This is a genomic window from Shewanella sp. 10N.286.52.B9 (assembly GCF_002873635.1).
In the GTDB taxonomy this organism is placed as follows: Bacteria; Pseudomonadota; Gammaproteobacteria; order Enterobacterales; family Shewanellaceae; genus Shewanella.
The window spans coordinates 40,687-59,320 of sequence record NZ_MCTY01000047.1 but is presented as its reverse complement, the minus strand read 5'-3'; the positions used below and the strand labels follow the sequence as shown (position 1 = coordinate 59,320).

Below are 18,634 nucleotides of genomic sequence, written 5' to 3'. Positions count from 1 at the left end.
AAGAGGCTTTAATTGAAGAGACTTTAATTGAAGAGACTTTAGCTGAAGTTGAGCCGATTGCTGAAGACTCTGAAGCATCAGTGGGCTCTATTGATGATATCGACGAGAGTGAATTTGAAGCCTTACTCGATGCACTTCATGGCGCAGGAAACAGTCCTACCTCTAATTCAACAAAAGACCTTATTGATGATACCTCGAGTGCTTCAGTCGCTAATGGTGACACTGCTGTTGCCAGTGATGAAATCAGTGATGATGAGTTTGAAGCCTTACTGGATGAATTGCACGGCGCTGGTAGTTTTAAAGCCGCGAGTACCCCAATTGCAGAAGTAAAACCTGCGGTAATAGAACAAGATCCAATTGTTGATGGCGATGATATTACCGACGATGAGTTCGAAAAGTTATTAGACGAATTACATGGTAAAGGTGCCGCTCCTCAGGCTGTTAGCCTAGCGCCTTCAGCAGTTACTCCCGCAACTCCTGCAACTCCCGTTTCAATGCCCGCAGATATTGCGCCATCAAAAGCCGTCTCAAACACAGCTGCGCCAGCACAGCCAAGTGCGACAGACACAAAACCAGTGCCAGCCACTAAAGCTGCCGCGCCAGTAAAAAAAGCAGAACCTGCTAAAACCCAAGGTGCCATGCCACAGGGTGAAACCACCGTAAGGGTTGATACTTCGCGCCTTGACCAAATTATGAATATGGTTGGTGAGCTGGTGCTGGTACGAAACCGCTTAGTGAGTTTAGGTATTTCTCGCGATGATGAAGAAATGTCGAAAGCACTTGCCAATTTAGATCTGGTTACTGCCGATCTACAAGGCGCGGTAATGAAGACCCGCATGCAGCCAATTAAGAAAGTATTTGGCCGCTTCCCAAGAGTGGTTCGCGATTTAGCCAGAACACTGAATAAAGAAATTGATTTAATCATGGTAGGTGAAGATACCGATCTTGATAAAAATCTAGTTGAAGCACTGGCAGATCCATTAGTCCATTTAGTACGTAACTCGGTTGATCATGGCATTGAAATGCCTATTACTCGCGAAGCTAATGGCAAACCAAGAACCGGTACGATAACTCTTTCTGCAAGCCAAGAAGGCGACCATATTCTTCTTAAAATTGAAGATGATGGCGCAGGGATGGATGCCGATAAGCTAAAAGAAATCGCCATTAGCCGCGGGGTTCTAGACGAAGAATCAGCCGCAAGAATGACTGATAATGAAGCTTATAACTTAATTTTTGCCCCAGGTTTTTCAACCAAAGTTGAAATTTCAGATATTTCAGGCCGCGGCGTTGGAATGGACGTGGTGAAAACCCGCATCAGCCAATTAAACGGCACAGTGCATATTGATTCGGTAAAAGGCCAAGGCACCATTTTAGAAATTAAAGTGCCACTGACATTAGCGATTATGCCCACATTAATGGTGGATGTTGCTAAGCAGGTGTTTGCCTTACCGCTTTCAAGCGTTAATGAAATTTTCCACCTCGATTTAACTAAAACTAATGTTGTCGATGGTCAGCTCACCGTCATAGTGCGCGATAAAGCCGTGCCACTGTTTTATTTAGAGCAATGGTTACATCGCAACAAGACCACGCTTACTCATGGCGATAAAAAGCAAGGCCATGTAGTGATTGTGCAACTTGGAACCATGCAAATTGGTTTTGTGGTTGATGCATTAATCGGTCAAGAAGAAGTTGTGATTAAGCCTTTAGGCAGTATGCTGCAAGGTACGCCGGGTATGGCAGGGGCAACAATTACCTCCGATGGAGGTATTGCATTGATCCTTGATGTACCGGGTTTATTAAAATATTACGCCAAAAGTAAAAGATAAAATTCCAATTGATAAGGAATGAAATGGCTACCAAAGTTTTAGTTGTTGATGATTCAAGTTTCTTTAGACGTCGAGTCAGCGAAATAGTGAATCAAGATGACGACCTCGAAGTGGTGGGTGTTGCAGTCAATGGCCAAGAAGCCATCGACATGGCTGAGAAATTAAAGCCACAAGTCATCACCATGGATATCGAGATGCCAGTGATGGACGGCATTACTGCTGTGCGTAAAATAATGGCAACTAACCCAACACCGATACTGATGTTTTCGTCTTTAACCCATGATGGCGCTAAAGCGACGCTTGATGCGCTTGATGCCGGCGCATTGGATTTTTTACCGAAACGCTTTGAAGATATAGCCTCTAAAAAAGAAGAGGCCATTAAGCTACTGCAACTAAGGGTTAAAACCTTAGGCAGAAGACGATTATATAAGCCATTACCAAGAACGGTTACAGCTCGAAATGCAGCAGATGCAGCTAACCCTGCAAGCTTGAGAACCACATTAGCATCGAAACCGGCCTTAAATAATCGCTCGCAAGCGAATAATTCACAGGCCAGTAGCGCCCAAAACGTGTGTTCTGCCAGCGCCATTAGAGCGAGCGGTAAAAAATATAAAGCCTTGCTGATAGGCACTTCAACGGGTGGGCCTGTTGCACTGCAAAAAGTCTTAACGGCATTTCCTGCAAATTACCCACACCCAATATTACTTATTCAGCACATGCCGGCTGCGTTTACGCCTGCTTTTGCCAGTCGCTTAAATAGCTTATGTCAGATTACGGTAAAAGAAGCGCAAAATGGGGATGTACTGCAACCCGGTTGTGCTTATTTAGCCCCAGGTGGCATGCAATTGATGGTGGAGCGAAGTGGTTCATTTGGACGTTTAAAAGTTATCGCCGGTAATGCCGAGATGAACTACAAACCCAGTGTGGATATTACCTTTGCATCAGCCTCAAAAGTATTTGGCGGTGATGTATTAGCGGTTGTACTTACCGGTATGGGCGCAGATGGCAGAGAAGGCGCCAGAATGCTGAAAGCCGCTGGAGCAACGATTTGGGCACAAGATGAAGCTAGTTGTGTGGTGTATGGTATGCCGCAAGCGGTTACCGTAGCAGGTTTATCAACTCATTCCATTGCTATCGACAGTATGGCGGAGTCCATTATCAAAGAGACGGCCCGTGGCTAAGGTCAACAAGGCAATGAACACCCAACAAATGTCAGTGGTGTTTTTATTGATTATCGCGGTTATTACGCTGGCAGGATTATATTTTGAGGCGGCAAAAACTAACCGCGAATTGTCTCAACAAGTTGCGCAACTAAAAGCATCGCAAGTGTTGTTAATGGTGCCTGATGAGCAGGCAGCGGACATTGCTGCTTGGCTTGGAAAACATCCAGAACCCACCAAAGCATTAGTGCAAAAGGCGGCGAATGGTGAAGCGGTAACATTAAGCCTAGGGCCTGGAACGACAGCTGAAAATAACCAGCACTTTCAGCCACAGGAACAGCAGAATATACAAACGCTTGAAAACGCTCAAGGGGTAAAAGTAATCCCCTTACCCCATGGTGGGATCAGGATAACCACCCGTGAATCAGACTCACTTTAGAGCAGATTGTAATCTAGTGTAGTCAGTTAATAATCAATTGAATAATAACAATAATAAAGCTGTGAGGCGTCATTTGAAAGTTTGGACAATCGCAAATCAAAAAGGCGGCGTAGGTAAAACAACTACGGTTGCCAGCCTTGCTGGCGCGTTAATTAAGCGTGGTCAAAGGGTATTGATGATTGATACAGACCCTCATGCATCGCTAGGTTATTATTTAGGGATTGATTCTGAGCAAATCCCCAGTTCACTTTACGATATTTTTTTGGCGCATAAGCCGTTATCTTTAGCGGATGTTGAAAAGCATATTGTGCCGACCTCAATTGATGGTTTAGATCTTATTCCTGCCTCAATGGCGCTAGCCACATTAGATAGAGCTTTGGGACATCAAGAAGGGATGGGACTGGTTTTACGTAACCTATTAGCCTTGCTAGATGACAAATATGATATTGCTATCATTGATTGCCCGCCTATTTTAGGGGTGTTAATGGTTAATGCTCTGGCGGCAAGTGAACATATAATCATTCCAGTTCAAACTGAGTTTTTGGCCATAAAAGGCTTAGAGCGAATGGTGAAAACCATGGCGCTAATGGGGCGTTCAAAGAAAACAGATTACAGCTTTACCATTTTAGCAACCATGTATGATCGGCGCACTAAAGCGTCACCTGTAGCGTTACAATCCTTGCAGCTAAGCTATCCAGAAACTTTATGGCCTGATGTTATTCCTGTGGATACTAAATTTAGAGATGCCAGTTTAGCCCATGTGCCACTATCCCATCATATGCCCAGCAGCCGTGGGATGAAAGCCTATAATCGCTTACTGGATTTTTTAATGTCTAGGGAGTTAACTCATGTCAAAATCGGTTGATGAAACTGTTTTTGATTTCTTCTCAGTATTATTACAAGAGCCTTCTGATAAGGCTTTAGATGCTGCTACAAGCTGCAATAAACAGACTTCAATCAGCAGACTACAAGTCGCTCAACACACAGACTCTACTAGCAGTACAGAGGTTGCAGAAATTTATGAAGGCTCCCTGCACAATAGTGAAGATAAATATTTACATGCCACAACTAAGTTGGCGGCTCCAAGTCTTCGCTTGCAAACGGTCGCGACGCTGGGTGAATCTTTAAGTTCGTCATTTGCTGAGCCGCAAGTGGATAAAAATGCCTTATCTAAATTATTGGCGGTAGTCTCAGCACCAGTATCAACAACTTCAGAACAATGTGTTGAATCTCCACTTGAGGTAAAGCAAGTACTTAAAGGTACGGTGCAACAGGCAAAGCTGCCAATAGCTCAACCTGCAGCACAGGCCGCGAAATTATCCGTAGTGGATAATAAAGATTCTCAAATCTCAGCCGATATAGATAATCATAAGCGAGCTTATGTTGAAACCGCGGTTATCGACGTCAGTCAGTCGCCCGCTAAAGCTGAATTAGCATCGATTCCGCCAAGTATCACCACAGATTTACAAGATGTTTTAGATGATGAATTTCAGGTGTTATTTTTCAATGTGGCAGGCTTGACGCTTGCGGTGCCATTGGTGAGTTTGGGCGGTATCGTAAAAATTGAACATATTAATCACCTGATAGGGCGCCCCAAATGGTTTTTAGGGGTACAAACTCGTCGAGATCAAAAGGTGAATGTTGTAGATAGTTGCCGCTGGGTGATGCCAGAAAAGTACACCACCGAAATGGCGCAATCTATTGATTATCAGTATATCGTCATGCTTGAAAACAGTGACTGGGGACTGGCATGTGAATCCTTAGTTAACGCGGTAAAAATTAATAAATCTCATGTCAATTGGCGTGAAAAAGCGGGTAAGCGTCCATGGCTTGCCGGCGTAGTAAAAGAACAAATGTGTGGCATTTTAAATGTGCAAGCGCTCATTGAAATGCTAGATGCAGGATTAGGTTGTCAAGATTCGATTGTCTGAGGTTATTTATGACAGATTCAAGAAATGTAGCAGCGGTTGCTGCAGGTAAAGAAGATGTAGTTTTACAGTGGGTTACTTTTAAGTTAGATAACGAAACTTATGGTATCAACGTCATGCAAGTTCAAGAAGTATTACGTTATACCGAAATTGCCCCCGTTCCCGGTGCGCCTATGTATGTGCTTGGTATCATTAATTTACGTGGCAATGTCGTCACTGTGATAGATACTCGTTCACGCTTTGGCCTTGATGCTGCAGAAGTTGATGACTCATCGCGAATAGTCATCATTGAAGCAGAAAAGCAAGTGATTGGTATTTTGGTTGATAGCGTTGCCGAAGTGGTTTACCTACGCCGCTCTGAAATCGATAATGCCCCGAATGTCGGCACTGAAGAAAGTGCTAAATTCATTCAGGGAGTCAGTAACCGAGATAATGAGTTATTGATTTTAGTCGACCTTGATAAGTTACTATCTGACGATGAGTGGGCAGAAATAACTCAGTTATAAGCGTTTTTTGCGTTTCAACTAAAGCCAGCATTATTATTTGCTGGCTTTTGTGTTTTAATGACAAAAATCAGTCTTATCAGGAAGTATGAATGTCGCAAGAATTGCTTATCACTATTGTTATTTATGTTGTCACTTGTGCCGCAATAGCGATGTTTTTTTCAAAAAGAGCCAGCAAGCTGCAAAGCAAAGTAGATGCATTAACTGTGTTGGTAAAAGAAAATGATCGCCAGCGAGAAACCGTTAAACGAGAGCTGCAGGAATTACGCAGTGGCACTATCGGTGTTGGTAAGCGTGTTTTAGAGTTAGAGCAAAAATTAACTAAACAATCACAGCGCCTAGAAGAGGCAAGTCAGCAAGACCCACAATCTAAATTATACTCTAGAGCATTAAAAATGGTGGGGTTAGGTGCTGGAGTGGAAGAGCTGATTAATGAGTGTGAACTACCTAAAGCAGAAGCGGAATTAATTATCCGTTTACATAAAAAGTAGCTCGTCATTTTGCGAAAGCGCTAAGCTTGTTCAATGATTTTTTGATGTAAGTTATCCCATTGCTCTGGAAATTTACCATCTAACATATACACAAATGCAATGAGCTCGGCGATTAAGGTGTAGAGCTCTTGGGGCACTTGTTCACCGAGTGCTAATAACTGTAAAAATTCACTTAAATTCTCATCTTGATGGATATAGACGCCAGCATCTTTTGCTAGTGCTATTATCTCTTCAGCGACTAAATCTTTGCCTGTGGCGGTGACCGTTGGCGCGCTAATGCCATCAAAGCTTAGCGCGACCGCTTTCTTAATTTTAGTCATTATTTGCTCCTAATTTCACGTCTTAAAGTGCATATTAAGCATTGGTTTTTACTAGATAATGATCGCCTGGTAATAAGGTTGCGGGTACATTATCAATTACCGTGGTGAACTCTCGCGCGACAAAGCCTGCCTGATTTATTTTTATGCTTAATAGCGCTTGAAAATCACTCACTTTATCTAACAGGCTTTGATTTTCACTGGTAAATTTAACATCAAGAAAATCTCCTATCTTATGGGCATTAACCAATAAAGCCCCCTGAGCCAGATTAAATTTTAATTGCAACCGCCAACTTGTTATCGCGCTGTTATCATTAGAAGAGCCCCGTTCAAACTTGCCCTCTAATTGCTCTTTTCGTGGGCCAATGGAGTAAGGCAGCGCTATATACCAAGCGAGATGCTGATTAGCGTCGCTACTCGCTTGTTGGTATCCGCCAAAGCTAGTGGCTAGTTTGCCTAAGAACTCGACGCTGCGGGCTTTATCTAAGGCACTTAAAAGCAATTGGCTTTGGTCAGTGTTGTTGAGTACTTTTTGCTGCAGTTTATCAAGGTAGTGCTGCAATGACGGGCTCAGCTGGGTGTGAGCGCCTTGGCGTTTAAAGCCAATGAGCAACTGAAATAGTGCGCTAATTGCCCCAGCTGTTAATGCTGTATTGGGTAGCTGCTGCGTATTGGCCAGATTTAAGCTGGTTAAGCTCAGTAGCTCTTGTTTTAATAAGCTTTGATCTGCAAGTTGGGTTAATGGCCGTGGATTTAAGCTCGGCAGTAATGCTAATAAAGCACTGACAAGGGTATTAGTTGCATTATTGCTGCAAGCCTTTTTAAGTGGCATTGCGCCAGCTTTATGTAAATTTTGTTTCAGTACTTCAACGGGGCTTTTGTTTACTTGAGCCACAGTTGAGCTTGCAGCGTGTTGATGCGAGTTTACCTGTTGCTGAGGTGGTTTTACATTGGTCACCGTGGTTTCAACACTGGCTCTTAAAGGTAGTTGCTCAAGCTTTTTTAATAGCTGACTCAGTAATTGGGCCGGTTCATCTTTTCTTACCACAATATGTTCTGAGATCGCCTTTAACTTATTGTGATTGTTGTCATTGTGGCTATTGGTGTCAATCGCAAACAAATCAGCAGTCGCAACATGCAATATTGGGGTTAATGTTAACAGCGGTTTCCCAGCCACTTGGTTGATATGAGCAAGGTGTTGGCCTTGAGGCAATTTTGCTGATGCTGACACTGAAATCTCAGCCCCGGTATTAAAGCGCAAGTGATTATGTTTTATTTCAACCACAGGTAGCGGGTAACCTTGTGCTCTGGCGGCCAAGGCCAATAATTGCGGTGATGAAATATTATTGCTTTGTGCCAGTTTTAGCAGCTCAATAGGCAGCTTAGTTTGTATCGCAGGTGCGACTAGCACTAACTGCTTATTGGTGAGACTGCTCGTTGTGGCCTGTTTATGAGATGCGGTACCAGTGAGCTTAGTTAATTGCTTTATCGTGTCATTGTTTAACATTAACTGCCCACCAGAACGCAGGATTTGCTGTATTTGATGGCAGGCTGAAAATTGAAATGTTTTATTCGCGACGGCAAAGGTAACCGCGGCATGGTTTTTGGTATCTTGAGATAACTGGGGTATAGATGATGAGCAGGCTGTAGACGCTTGGTTTGTAGCTGATAATAGCGGTGTCGATGATGATTGTGTTGTCGATGATGACCGTATTGAAGATGGCAGCGTAACAGGCACTAAGCTTGCTGGTTTAGCGATATTCGCGCTGGTTAAATTGTGGCGCATTTTTGAGGCTTCAGTTGTCGCCAGTCTTGCTGTGATTAAGCCTTGTGTCATATTTTTTTATCGTCACTCAAGTTGTTTATTGCTATTTACGTAACAATTTACGAAACCATTACCTAACTATCACCTTTAAATATGTTCTATTACAATTTAAGCGTTGATCTCCTACACTCCTTGAGTATCCTTAGCCGTAATTGTTGACTATAGGTGTTGTAGTTGTAGTTGTAGTATTTTTGACTATCAACAGTGATAAATTCGCGCAATTAATACTGTAAATGAAATCTTAAAAGTTTATTTGGCTAACTTAAATAGCGTTACACAGAATAGGTTATACAGACTGTATCGACTTGATAGTCCTTTGCTTTAATCTTCAATGTAAATCTTTGCTAGAGTTAATCTGTAAGCTTTACTGGTAAGTGAATACAAGTTGAATTTGTAATCTAGCGCGACTGAAATAGAGCCTTAACTCAGAGTATTTCAGTATTGAATTGTCCCGAAAGAGAGATGTATGAAGTATAAATTGTTGTTGCTTTCTTTATTGATGGCTTGCAGTGTCTTTTCATTAAAAGCCGAACCTATTCAGCAGGCAAACAAGCCTGATGTCGAAGTCATCTATGATGATCCTCGCGATCCCATAGAGGGATTTAACCGTGCCATGTGGGATTTTAATTACCACTATCTTGATCGTCATTTTTTCCGCCCTATAGCCCATGGATATAATGATTATTTGCCAACACCAGTAAAGTCTGGGGTTAATAATTTTGTGCGTAACTTTGAAGAACCAAGTTCGTTAGTGAATAACGCATTACAAGGTAAGTGGGGCTGGGCAGCCAATGCTGGTGGCCGATTTACCGTTAATACCACTCTAGGACTTTTTGGGGTGATTGATGTGGCAGACATGATGGGCATGACCCGCAAACAAGATGCCTTCAATGAAGTGTTAGGTTATTACGGCGTGCCAAACGGCCCTTATTTTATGGCGCCTTTTTTTGGTCCTTATGTGACAAGGGAACTCGCCTCAGATTGGGTTGATAGTCTATACTTTCCTTTGTCAGAGTTCTTGTTATGGCAGTCAGTCCTTAAGTGGGGCTTGAAAAACCTCGACTCACGAGCATCAGCCATCGATCAAGAACGTCTATTAGATAATGCACTTGATCCATACACATTTGTCAAAGAAGCCTATTTTCAATATATGGATTACAAAGTTTATGATGGCAACGTGCCAGTCAAACAAGATGATGATGAATTACTAGAAGAATATTTATTAGAGCTTGAGTGATATTGCTGAACGATGAGGCTTCTTCGACAGCAGTGCTATCGGGGTGGTTTTATGGCATTAACCAATGTCGCCGTGTTATTAGTTGAAGATGATGCAGTTTTTAGGCAGTTAGTCGCTGACTTTTTAACTCAGCAAGGCGCTGTGGTTTTTGAAGCAGAAAATGGTGAAGAGGGCGTCAAAGCCTTTCAAGCACAGCCTGTTGATATCGTCATTGCTGATTTAAGCATGCCACGCTTAGGGGGCCTTGGTATGCTTAAACAGATAATCGAGTTAAACCCTTCAGTCCCTTCAATTGTCATATCAGGTAATAATGTGATGGCTGATGTCGTGGAAGCTTTGCGCTATGGCGCCAGCGATTACTTAGTCAAACCCGTTTCTGATCTTTTTATCATCCAGCAAGCCATTGAACAAGCTATAGCGCCGCAGGCTCAGTCCGATAAGCTTGATTTTAATGACAGCCATGCAGTTATCAACTCTGCCGCTAAGATGAGCGAAGATTTATCATATCAAGAATTAGCTGATAACTTTAGCCTACTGGAAAGCAGTGCTGAAGCAGCTAAGAGTGTGCAGCAGCAATTGTTTCCTACCTCAAATATTGGTTACCCTAACGCCGATGTTCACTATAGCTTGTGTAAAAATAGTGATGTAAGTGCTTATTTTATCGATTCCACTATGGTGGGAGATAAGCATTTAATGATGTACATGGCGCATTTTTATCCTGAAGATAATCGCGCCGCATTCGGCTGTGTATTAATGCGAAGCTTTGTTAACCAAAAATTAAAACAATACCGTAATGGCGTCAGTAATACCTTAATCGAGCCTTACAATATGCTGAGCTACTTGAATGAGCGTATGGTGACTTCAGGCCTGAACTTGTATGTGGATATGGTGTATGTGTGTGTTGAGCTTGAACACTTCAGAGTTGCGATTGGCCAAGCTGGTAGCGGACTGCGTTGCTATTTACGTAATAATAACGGTTTAGCACCATTGGCGATTTCACCTTCACGACAACTAGGCTCAGATGAGTGGAATAAGCCTAGTATGCAGTTTAGGAGTTTACTGCCAGAAGAAAAGATCTGTATTGTCAGCAGTGATGCAAATCATCGAGCTCGATTACTGAATAACCAATTTAATGGCTTGTTCTATGATGAAGCGCTAGCCGCTGGCGGCTTTATGGAGTTAGCTCTTAAGCTGTAATAGATTAAATGCAAGCTGCCCACGTCATAAACACAGTATTGGATAAATAAAGCTGAAATAAAAACCTCGCAAATGGCGAGGTTTTTTAATTCATGATGCACTAAAGCTAAGTATTAATGCTTTATTGCTTCATGTTCAGCCGTCACTGCAATTTCTTCAGTTAACGCTTGCTCTTCAGTTTCGTTGTGACCTTCAGCGCCGTGCATCCAATCAACTAGCTTGTCAGCCATGAAGTATAAGATAACCGCTGAGATACCTGCTGTGATCGCAATACCAGCAAAAATAGACATTGCATTGGCAAGTTGATCTTCCACATCACCGCCGTGACCAATTAATGAACCTACTAAGCCACCAATTTTGTTAGCCGCTGCGATAAATAGGAACCAAGCACCCATCATTAATGATGCGATACGCAGTGGAGCCAATTTAGTGACCATTGATAAGCCAATTGGTGACAAACATAATTCACCCATGGTGTGGAAGAAGTATGCACCGACTAACCACCACATGCTTGACTTAGCGTTTGCGTCGCCGCCCATTTCAAGTACAGCACCGATCATGAATAGGAAACCAATACCCAGTAATACTAAACCTAATGCAAATTTAACTGGTGAGTTAGGTTCGTTTTTACCTAAGCGGATCCAAATAGACGCAATAACAGGGGCAAAAACAACGATAAAGATAGCATTAAGTGATTGGAAATAAGTCGTTGGAACTTCCCAACCACCAATCATACGATCGGTAAAGTTGTTAGTGAATAAGTTCATTAATCCGCCAGCTTGCTCAAAGCCTGCCCAGAAAATAACCGTGAATAAACCCATTACCATGATCACTTTAATGCGATCACGTTCAACTTTAGTTAAAGGCTCTTTACGTGTTTCACCTTTAGCTTCATTTTTTTGCTTTTCAAGTTTAGCGGCAGGAACCGTACCGATATCTCCAAGTAGCTTTTGCGCGAATAGGAATTGGATGATTAATGACGCAACCATACCAATACCCGCACAGAAGAAACCTGCTTGCCAGTTGTTAACAAATACTTCTTTGCCGTCAATAACAATGCTATGGCCAAATTGGGTGTATGCCCATGCCACAATGAAACCTGATAATGCCGCACCAACGTTAATACCCATATAGAAGATAGTAAATGCACCATCACGACGGTGATCGCCTTCTTCATATAAGTCACCAACCATAGTTGAGATGTTTGGCTTAAATAGACCGTTACCAATAATCAAGGTGCCTAGGCCAATGTAAAACATGGTTGTTTCTAGACCTGGCATCCAGCTATGTGGTGCTGCTAGGGTAAATTGACCTGCAGCCATTAAGAAGCCGCCAATATAAATCGCTTTACGTTGGCCTAAAATATTATCCGCTAACCATCCGCCAATGAGCGGGGTTAAGTACACTAAACCGGTAAATGTTCCATAAAGAGAAAGTGCGTCTGCTTGAGTCCAACCAAGACCACTACCACCATTAGACTCAACTTTATCGACCAGATAGAGCACCAAAATGGCACGCATCGCGTAATAACTGAATCTTTCCCATAGTTCTGTTGTAAACAGCAGGAAAAGCCCCTTGGGATGACCAAGCATGGTCCCCTGTGGTTTTGCATTGCTCATTAAGTCTTCCACCTTAAGCTTGTGATTTGCCTGCGGGACCACTGTCGCCACAGAAATTGTTGTTTGCAATTGTGATTATGTTCAACGTATTGATATTTTCAGAATAACATTCTGTCGCGTTTCAACTTAGTTGCTATAAATTTAACCACTTTGTTGTTTATTTATTATAGTAAATGTTGTCATTTTAAAGTTTTAAGGATTAAAACCTTAAAAAGCTACCCTTATATACATCTTATAAGCCGTAAAAGTCAATGGCCATGGGCGATCAGCGTTTGTAAATGTAGACGTTGAATCAGTTTTTAACCGCTTGCAAAGATACCTTTGTTGTTTTTTTGGTGCTAGTTGGCAAGCTTTTAGCTGGCAAATGCTATTAAAGTCACCATAACAACGGATAACAGAATTTGTGACGATTATTTAGTATGAGGTCGGTTAGCGGGCTGACAAATAGAATCTATACTTGTTTTAATTGTGTAAACGCTTTGCAAATTTTTAACAAGTATATAAAATGTAACTCATTGGATTTTAGTGTCAAAAAAACAATTTTTAGTTTTATTGCATATTAAGTGTCTGGCCATTGAGTGTAATTAACTGACTTTGATGGCGGAGGCAGGATCTTGTATCGACAACTTGTTTGTTTATGCAGCTTAGTTTTTAGCAGTTCAGTGCTTGCTTGGGTTGATAGTGATCTTGATGGCGTACCAGATAAAAAAGATGCCTGTCCCAATACACAGATTAATACAGCTGTACTTGCCAACGGTTGCCAGCAAAGTTTGGGCTTAGTGAGCGTCAGCCCGATATATTTTAATTTTGGCCAGTCTCGGGTGTTAAGGTCGCAATTACCCAGTATTGAGCGGGCGCACCAGCTCATTAAGGACAATAAGCTTGTCAGTATTTCTTTACTAGGTCACACCGACAACATTGGTAGTGAGCAATTAAACGCCAGTTTGTCAGTAAAAAGAGCCCAATCAGTTAAAGATATTTTGGTCGAGCAGTTTGCGATTGATGCCGATGTAATAGAAGTTAGTGGTATGGGGAGTTTGGCTCCCATATCAACAAATCGTACCGCGCTAGGTAGGCAAAAAAATAGACGCGTTGAATTCAAGTTTGAATAATTATTATTAATAAAGGGAGTAAACCATGGAAAGCATCGAGAGTTTGATGGCACAAGCGCCTGAATTTTTAATCACTTATGGATTAAAAGTTGTGATGGCCATTTTGATATTTATCGTAGGTAAATATCTATCTAACGTAGCTAAGAAATTAACTACAAAACTATTACTGGGCCGTAAAATTGATGAAACCGTAGCATCATTTGTCGGTAATTTGGTTTGGGGCGTGGTATTTGTATTTACGATTATCGCAACCTTAGGTCAAATTGGCGTACAAACAGCATCACTAGTCGCTGTATTGGGTGCTGCAGGTTTAGCTGTAGGTTTAGCGCTGCAAGGTTCATTGTCAAATTTTGCCGCAGGTGTGTTGATGGTTATCTTCCGCCCTTGTCGTGTAGGTGATTTTGTTGAAGCCGCTGGTGTAGCGGGAGTGATTGAAGAAATAACTATTTTCTCAACTAAACTTCGTACTGGCGATAACAAGACCATTATTGCTCCAAACTCAGCGATGATGGATGGCACTATTATTAATTACTCAACTAAAGAAACACGTCGAGTTGATTTAGTTATCGGTGTGGGTTACACCTCAGATATCGCAGCAACCAAGAAAGTTATCTCTTCTGTGTTAGACAATAATCAATATGTTCTTAAAGATCCTGCATACACTGTTGCACTAGGTGAACTAGCAGATTGTTCTATTAACTTCGTGGTTCGTCCATGGGTTAACACTGCCGATTACTGGCCAGCTCATTTTGAGTTACTAGAACAGATTAAGAATGCGCTAGATGCTGCAGCTATTGAAATTCCATTCCCACAAATGGATTTACATTTAAAAGAAATGCCAGCTAAATAGCCTATTTAGTGCATTTTGTTCACAAAGCCAGCTATTATGCTGGCTTTTTTATGGCCATTTTATCGCAATGATTTCGTGAGGTTAAAAATGTACAATAATATTCTATCTTCAGTCGCAGTGGTTATTGCACTTACCTTGCCTAATGTCAGTGTTGGCAGTGAAGTGACGACAATTACTATGGGCGGTAAGCCGATGGAGTTAGTAGGCCAGCAATTAAGCGTTAATACTCAAGCGCCTGACTTTACCCTTGTTAATGAGATATTCGAGCCCATAAGCCTGGCTGACTTTAAAGGAAAAACCGTATTAATTAGTGCTGTGCCTAGCTTAGATACTGGGGTCTGTGCGTTGCAGACTAAGCGATTTAATAAATCAGTCAGTCAATACAACGACAATGTGGTGATGTTAACTATTAGCACCGATTTACCTTTTGCTCAAAAGCGTTTTTGTCAGGCAGAGCAAGTGGATAAAATAACAGTGCTATCAGATGCTGTATGGCGAGATTTTGGTCATAAATATGGTTTACTGATCAAAGACCGCGGTTTACTTGCGAGAGCTATTTTGATTATTGATACGAACGGAACACTCAAATATAAAGAACTTGTAGCTGAGGTGGCTAATCATCCAGATTACGACGCCGCATTATCGGCATTAAATAAAATTTCTGCCGACTAGCACAAGCTTAAGCACGAATAACTGGGGTAGAATAAGCTAATTTTACAGTACTAGAAACAGTACTCGCGCCAGTTTATTGAGAGTGGATATGATTGATTTTCGCAGTGATACGGTAACAAAACCCACAGATGCCATGCGTAAAGCCATGGCGAATGCCGAGGTTGGCGATGATGTTTATGGTGATGATCCCACGGTAAACCATTTACAAGATATGGCTGCTGACTTATATGGCTTTGATAGTGCTTTGTTTGTTAGTTCTGGTACTCAAGCTAATTTATTGGCCTTAATGGCACATTGTGAGCGAGGTGATGAGTACCTTTGTGGTCAACAGGCTCATAATTATAAATTTGAAGGTGGCGGGGCAGCAGTACTGGGCAGTATTCAACCGCAACCGTTAAACAATCAGCCAGACGGTTCAATTTTACTTGCAGATATTGAAGCTGCTATTAAGCCTAATGATATTCATTTTGCGCATACTCGTTTATTGAGCCTTGAAAATACCATTGGTGGTAAGGTGTTACCGCAGAAATACCTTGCTGATGCCCAAGCATTAGCCTTTAATCATAATTTAAAAATCCACTTAGATGGCGCGCGCGTAGCGAATGCTGCAGTGGCACAAAATATACCCATTAGTGAGATTACTCAGTATTTTGATTCGGTTTCAATTTGCTTATCAAAGGGCTTAGCTGCGCCAATAGGTTCAATATTGCTTGGGGATGAGCGCTTAATACAAAAAGCTATACGCTGGCGTAAAGTGCTCGGTGGCGGTATGAGGCAAGCGGGTATTATTGCAGCAGCAGCCCAATTGGCTATTACCGAGCAAGTGGATAGGTTGGCAGAAGATCATGATAATGCCGCGCTTTTAGCACAGCTGTTATCTGAAATGCCTGAGTTTTCAGTGGATATCAATTTAGTTCAAACTAATATGGTGTTTGCATCTTTAGATAAGGCATATGATGTCAAGCATCTCGCTTTACTATTGGCGCAAAAGGGCATCATTATCAGTCCGTCATCGTCATTACGCTTGGTGACCCACAAAGATATTAGCCGGCAGGATATTGTGACTTTTATCACTACCTTGAAGCAAATAATTGTCCAGCTGAATAATAAATAATCCAGATAAAACTGTCTTAGCTCAAATGTGGCACCCATAAATGAGCGCTCAATCAGTTATTGATTGTCTTTAAAAGCACTTCTGCCAAGAGGTGCTTTTTTTTGGTGCAAGCAAGTACTGAGGTTGTAATATTATGGCGCAGTTAAGAGACCATATTTATATCATGGTTTTATAATTTCCAATTATTTCAACAGCTTGAAGAGTTGGCTTTAAAGTTGCTACCTATAAAGTGGTATAGTAATTCAAGGAGCAATATTATGGAATATTTAGGCCGTCATATTGTAAAACCAGTAAATTTAAATGCAGAACAAAGTCTATGTTGTGGCCAGCTACTGATGTGGCTTAATCAAGAAGCGTCGATATTTGCCCGCTGTCAAATGCACAGTAAGCAGCTAATGGCTAAGTTAGTGTCAGAAATTAATTTTATGAGTCCCGCTAAAATGGGTGATGTGATTGAGTTTGGTATGGAAGCCATTAGCTTAGGGCAAAGTTCTATTACATTAAGATGTAAAGTGAGAAATAGCCTTAGCAATGCACCGATTGCTTATATCGATAAAATTGTGTTTGTGAACATTAATGAAAGAGGTTTACCGATCCCTCATGGCATTAGAGCGAATGCCGCCTAAGGGGATGGTTTAATCATTGCGAGTACCGGTAAAGGTAAGTGTTTAGCAAACTAGCCCCAATAGAGTCGTTCACTGGCGTTAACCTTGCCAGCTTTAATTGATCTAAAGCTGGCAAGGTTAATGTTTTATCTTTATCAGTTAGTGCTTAAGCGCCTAATTCCACTTTAGTGTAATTTAAGATGCGGATGAATAATGCGGCTGATCCCTTTTGCCAGCATCATTAAGGTGCCTTTCACCACACCGTGCAGCTCAATTAAGTGACGACGATAAAGTGAGGTGTAAACAAAACGGGCAATTTTACCCTCAACCAAAACCCCGCCACCCATAAATGACATTAGGTTACCGACAGTGTGGAACTTCGACAGGTTCACCAGCGAACCTAAATCTTTGTAAACGTATTCATTTTTAGGATCTTTGCCAGCAAGCATCAACATAATGTTATCAGCTGTCATTAATGCCATTTGTCTTGCTGACTGGCCTCGTGGAGGTACCCAGCTGCCATCAGCTTGTGGGCAAGCTGTACAATCGCCAATAGAGAAGATTGAGGGGTCTAGGGTGGTTTGCATATTTTGCTTCACCATCACTTGGTTAATATGATTGCTTTCAAGACCACCAATATTATTTAAAAAGTTTGGTGCTTTAACACCTGTTGACCATATAACCATATCTGCAGGGATCAAGGTGTTATCTGTTGTCGATAAGCCTTCTGGTGTCACTTGTGTAATGCGGGTGTTTGTCATGACCTTCACTCCCAATTGCTTGAGTTCACGGGTCACTGAGTCAGAAATTTCTACTTTGCCGACTTTAGGTAAAATGCGCTCATCAGCTTCAATGAGGGAAACTTCCAGCAAACTGGTATCAATTTTATAGCCAAAGCCACTGAGTTGCTCTACCGCATGGTGCATTTCAGCCGACATTTCCACACCAGTCGCACCTGCACCTACCACAGCAATTTTAATTTTATCATCCAGTTGATGATGACTGGCATAGCGCATAAATTTATTTAATAACAGCTTACGAATTTGCATCGCTTGTTCAGTGTTATCTAAAAACAGGCTGTGCTCTTTGACGCCAGGAATATTAAAGTCATTGGCTACGCTGCCAATGGCAATCACTAAATAGTCATAAGGAATATGACGAGCGGGTAAGAGTTCATCCCCGTTTTCATCATTAATTGGCGCTAAAATAATATGTTTATCATCACGATTAATATCAATCATTGCACCTTGTTGAAAATGGTAACCATGTGCTGAGGCGTGGCCACGGTAGCTAATTGCATCAATGCCAATATCTAAGGCGCCAGTAGCCACTTCATGAAGCAGTGGTTTCCACACATGGCTTTCGGCACAATCCACGAGTGTGACTTTTGCTTTGGCTTTTCTACCAACTTTATGACCCAATTTAGTGGCGATTTCCATGCCACCTGCGCCGCCGCCAACGATGACGATATTCGGAACTGCTTGCATCTAAGATGCTCCTTTAGTGAAGTTAAAATAATTCGGTTATATTTTTATCGGTATGGCTTTAACGACAAGGAACAGAATCGACAAAATCTTATAAAAATTATGCGCTTTAGCGTTGCAAACTCACTTGTCATGTAAAGGTAGTCAGAGTAAAGCGAGTTAATTTATAAGATTAAAAAAGAACGCAGCATATCGAAGCGTTAAAAGGCAGTCGTAAAGCGTGTTAAAAATTATGAGAAGCAGTTTATATAGTAA

General features: G+C 41.8%; 18 protein-coding genes. 14 read left to right on the top strand and 4 right to left on the bottom strand.

Going from position 1 to position 18,634, the window contains the following annotated elements; all coding sequences use genetic code 11:
- The 7 genes from BCU91_RS04040 to BCU91_RS04010 form a co-directional block, all read left to right on the top strand.
- On the top strand, nt 1-1,826 hold a 1,826-nt coding region (locus tag BCU91_RS04040; RefSeq protein WP_102530942.1), incomplete at its 5' end, for a chemotaxis protein CheA.
- 23 nt (nt 1,827-1,849) lie between these two features.
- Nucleotides 1,850-3,007 (top strand): chemotaxis response regulator protein-glutamate methylesterase, encoded by a 1,158-nt coding sequence (locus tag BCU91_RS04035; protein ID WP_102439502.1) that lies wholly within the window; start codon nt 1,850-1,852, stop codon nt 3,005-3,007.
- A 13-nt stretch (nt 3,008-3,020) separates the two neighbouring features.
- Nucleotides 3,021-3,425 (top strand): hypothetical protein, encoded by a 405-nt coding sequence (locus BCU91_RS04030; protein WP_241904030.1) that lies wholly within the window; start codon nt 3,021-3,023, stop codon nt 3,423-3,425.
- Nucleotides 3,426-3,498: 73 nt separating this feature from the next.
- Nucleotides 3,499-4,290 carry a ParA family protein gene (locus tag BCU91_RS04025; RefSeq protein ID WP_102439503.1) on the top strand — a complete coding sequence of 264 codons (792 nt, stop codon included), beginning with the start codon at nt 3,499-3,501 and terminating at the stop codon, nt 4,288-4,290.
- Entirely contained in the window at nt 4,274-5,356 is a 1,083-nt protein-coding gene (locus tag BCU91_RS04020) for a chemotaxis protein CheW (RefSeq protein WP_102439504.1), read from the top strand. Before BCU91_RS04025 ends, BCU91_RS04020 begins: the two co-directional genes overlap by 17 nt.
- An 8-nt stretch (nt 5,357-5,364) precedes the next feature.
- Complete coding sequence (locus BCU91_RS04015; protein WP_076540271.1) at nt 5,365-5,859, top strand: chemotaxis protein CheW; 495 nt, start codon at nt 5,365-5,367, stop codon at nt 5,857-5,859.
- Nucleotides 5,860-5,948: 89 nt separating this feature from the next.
- Entirely contained in the window at nt 5,949-6,347 is a 399-nt protein-coding gene (locus tag BCU91_RS04010; RefSeq protein WP_102439505.1) for a DUF2802 domain-containing protein, read from the top strand.
- Between the two features lie 20 nt (nt 6,348-6,367).
- Here the strand turns inward: BCU91_RS04010 and BCU91_RS04005 are convergent, their stop codons facing one another.
- Complete coding sequence (locus tag BCU91_RS04005; protein ID WP_102439506.1) at nt 6,368-6,667, bottom strand: EscU/YscU/HrcU family type III secretion system export apparatus switch protein; 300 nt, start codon at nt 6,665-6,667, stop codon at nt 6,368-6,370.
- 34 nt (nt 6,668-6,701) lie between these two features.
- Nucleotides 6,702-8,501 (bottom strand): hypothetical protein, encoded by a 1,800-nt coding sequence (locus BCU91_RS04000; RefSeq protein ID WP_102530941.1) that lies wholly within the window; start codon nt 8,499-8,501, stop codon nt 6,702-6,704.
- 487 nt (nt 8,502-8,988) lie between these two features.
- Between BCU91_RS04000 and BCU91_RS03995 the strand changes: the two genes are divergently transcribed.
- Nucleotides 8,989-9,726, top strand: a complete 738-nt coding sequence (locus tag BCU91_RS03995) for a VacJ family lipoprotein (RefSeq protein ID WP_241901018.1) — start codon at nt 8,989-8,991, stop codon at nt 9,724-9,726.
- A gap of 51 nt (nt 9,727-9,777) precedes the next feature.
- Complete coding sequence (locus BCU91_RS03990) at nt 9,778-10,923, top strand: response regulator (RefSeq protein ID WP_102439509.1); 1,146 nt, start codon at nt 9,778-9,780, stop codon at nt 10,921-10,923.
- 113 nt (nt 10,924-11,036) lie between these two features.
- Here the strand turns inward: BCU91_RS03990 and BCU91_RS03985 are convergent, their stop codons facing one another.
- Nucleotides 11,037-12,542, bottom strand: coding sequence for a peptide MFS transporter (locus BCU91_RS03985; RefSeq protein WP_102439510.1), 1,506 nt, complete (start codon nt 12,540-12,542; stop codon nt 11,037-11,039).
- A 614-nt stretch (nt 12,543-13,156) separates the two neighbouring features.
- On the opposite strand from BCU91_RS03985, the gene BCU91_RS20670 reads away from it, so the two are divergent.
- The 5 genes from BCU91_RS20670 (at nt 13,157) to BCU91_RS03960 (ending at nt 16,916) form a co-directional block, all read left to right on the top strand.
- Complete coding sequence (locus BCU91_RS20670) at nt 13,157-13,654, top strand: OmpA family protein (RefSeq protein WP_277869331.1); 498 nt, start codon at nt 13,157-13,159, stop codon at nt 13,652-13,654.
- A gap of 25 nt (nt 13,655-13,679) precedes the next feature.
- Nucleotides 13,680-14,504 carry a mechanosensitive ion channel domain-containing protein gene (locus BCU91_RS03975; RefSeq protein ID WP_102439512.1) on the top strand — a complete coding sequence of 275 codons (825 nt, stop codon included), beginning with the start codon at nt 13,680-13,682 and terminating at the stop codon, nt 14,502-14,504.
- An 87-nt stretch (nt 14,505-14,591) separates the two neighbouring features.
- Entirely contained in the window at nt 14,592-15,176 is a 585-nt protein-coding gene (gene tpx / locus BCU91_RS03970) for a thiol peroxidase (protein WP_102439548.1), read from the top strand.
- A gap of 88 nt (nt 15,177-15,264) precedes the next feature.
- Nucleotides 15,265-16,290, top strand: coding sequence for a low-specificity L-threonine aldolase (ltaE, locus tag BCU91_RS03965; protein WP_102439513.1), 1,026 nt, complete (start codon nt 15,265-15,267; stop codon nt 16,288-16,290).
- Between the two features lie 257 nt (nt 16,291-16,547).
- A complete protein-coding gene (locus BCU91_RS03960; protein ID WP_076540291.1) occupies nt 16,548-16,916 on the top strand; it encodes a hotdog domain-containing protein in 369 nt (122 codons plus the stop codon).
- A gap of 164 nt (nt 16,917-17,080) precedes the next feature.
- Here the strand turns inward: BCU91_RS03960 and BCU91_RS03955 are convergent, their stop codons facing one another.
- Nucleotides 17,081-18,382, bottom strand: a complete 1,302-nt coding sequence (locus BCU91_RS03955) for an NAD(P)/FAD-dependent oxidoreductase (RefSeq protein WP_102530940.1) — start codon at nt 18,380-18,382, stop codon at nt 17,081-17,083.
- Between the last annotated feature and the right edge of the window lie 252 nt (nt 18,383-18,634).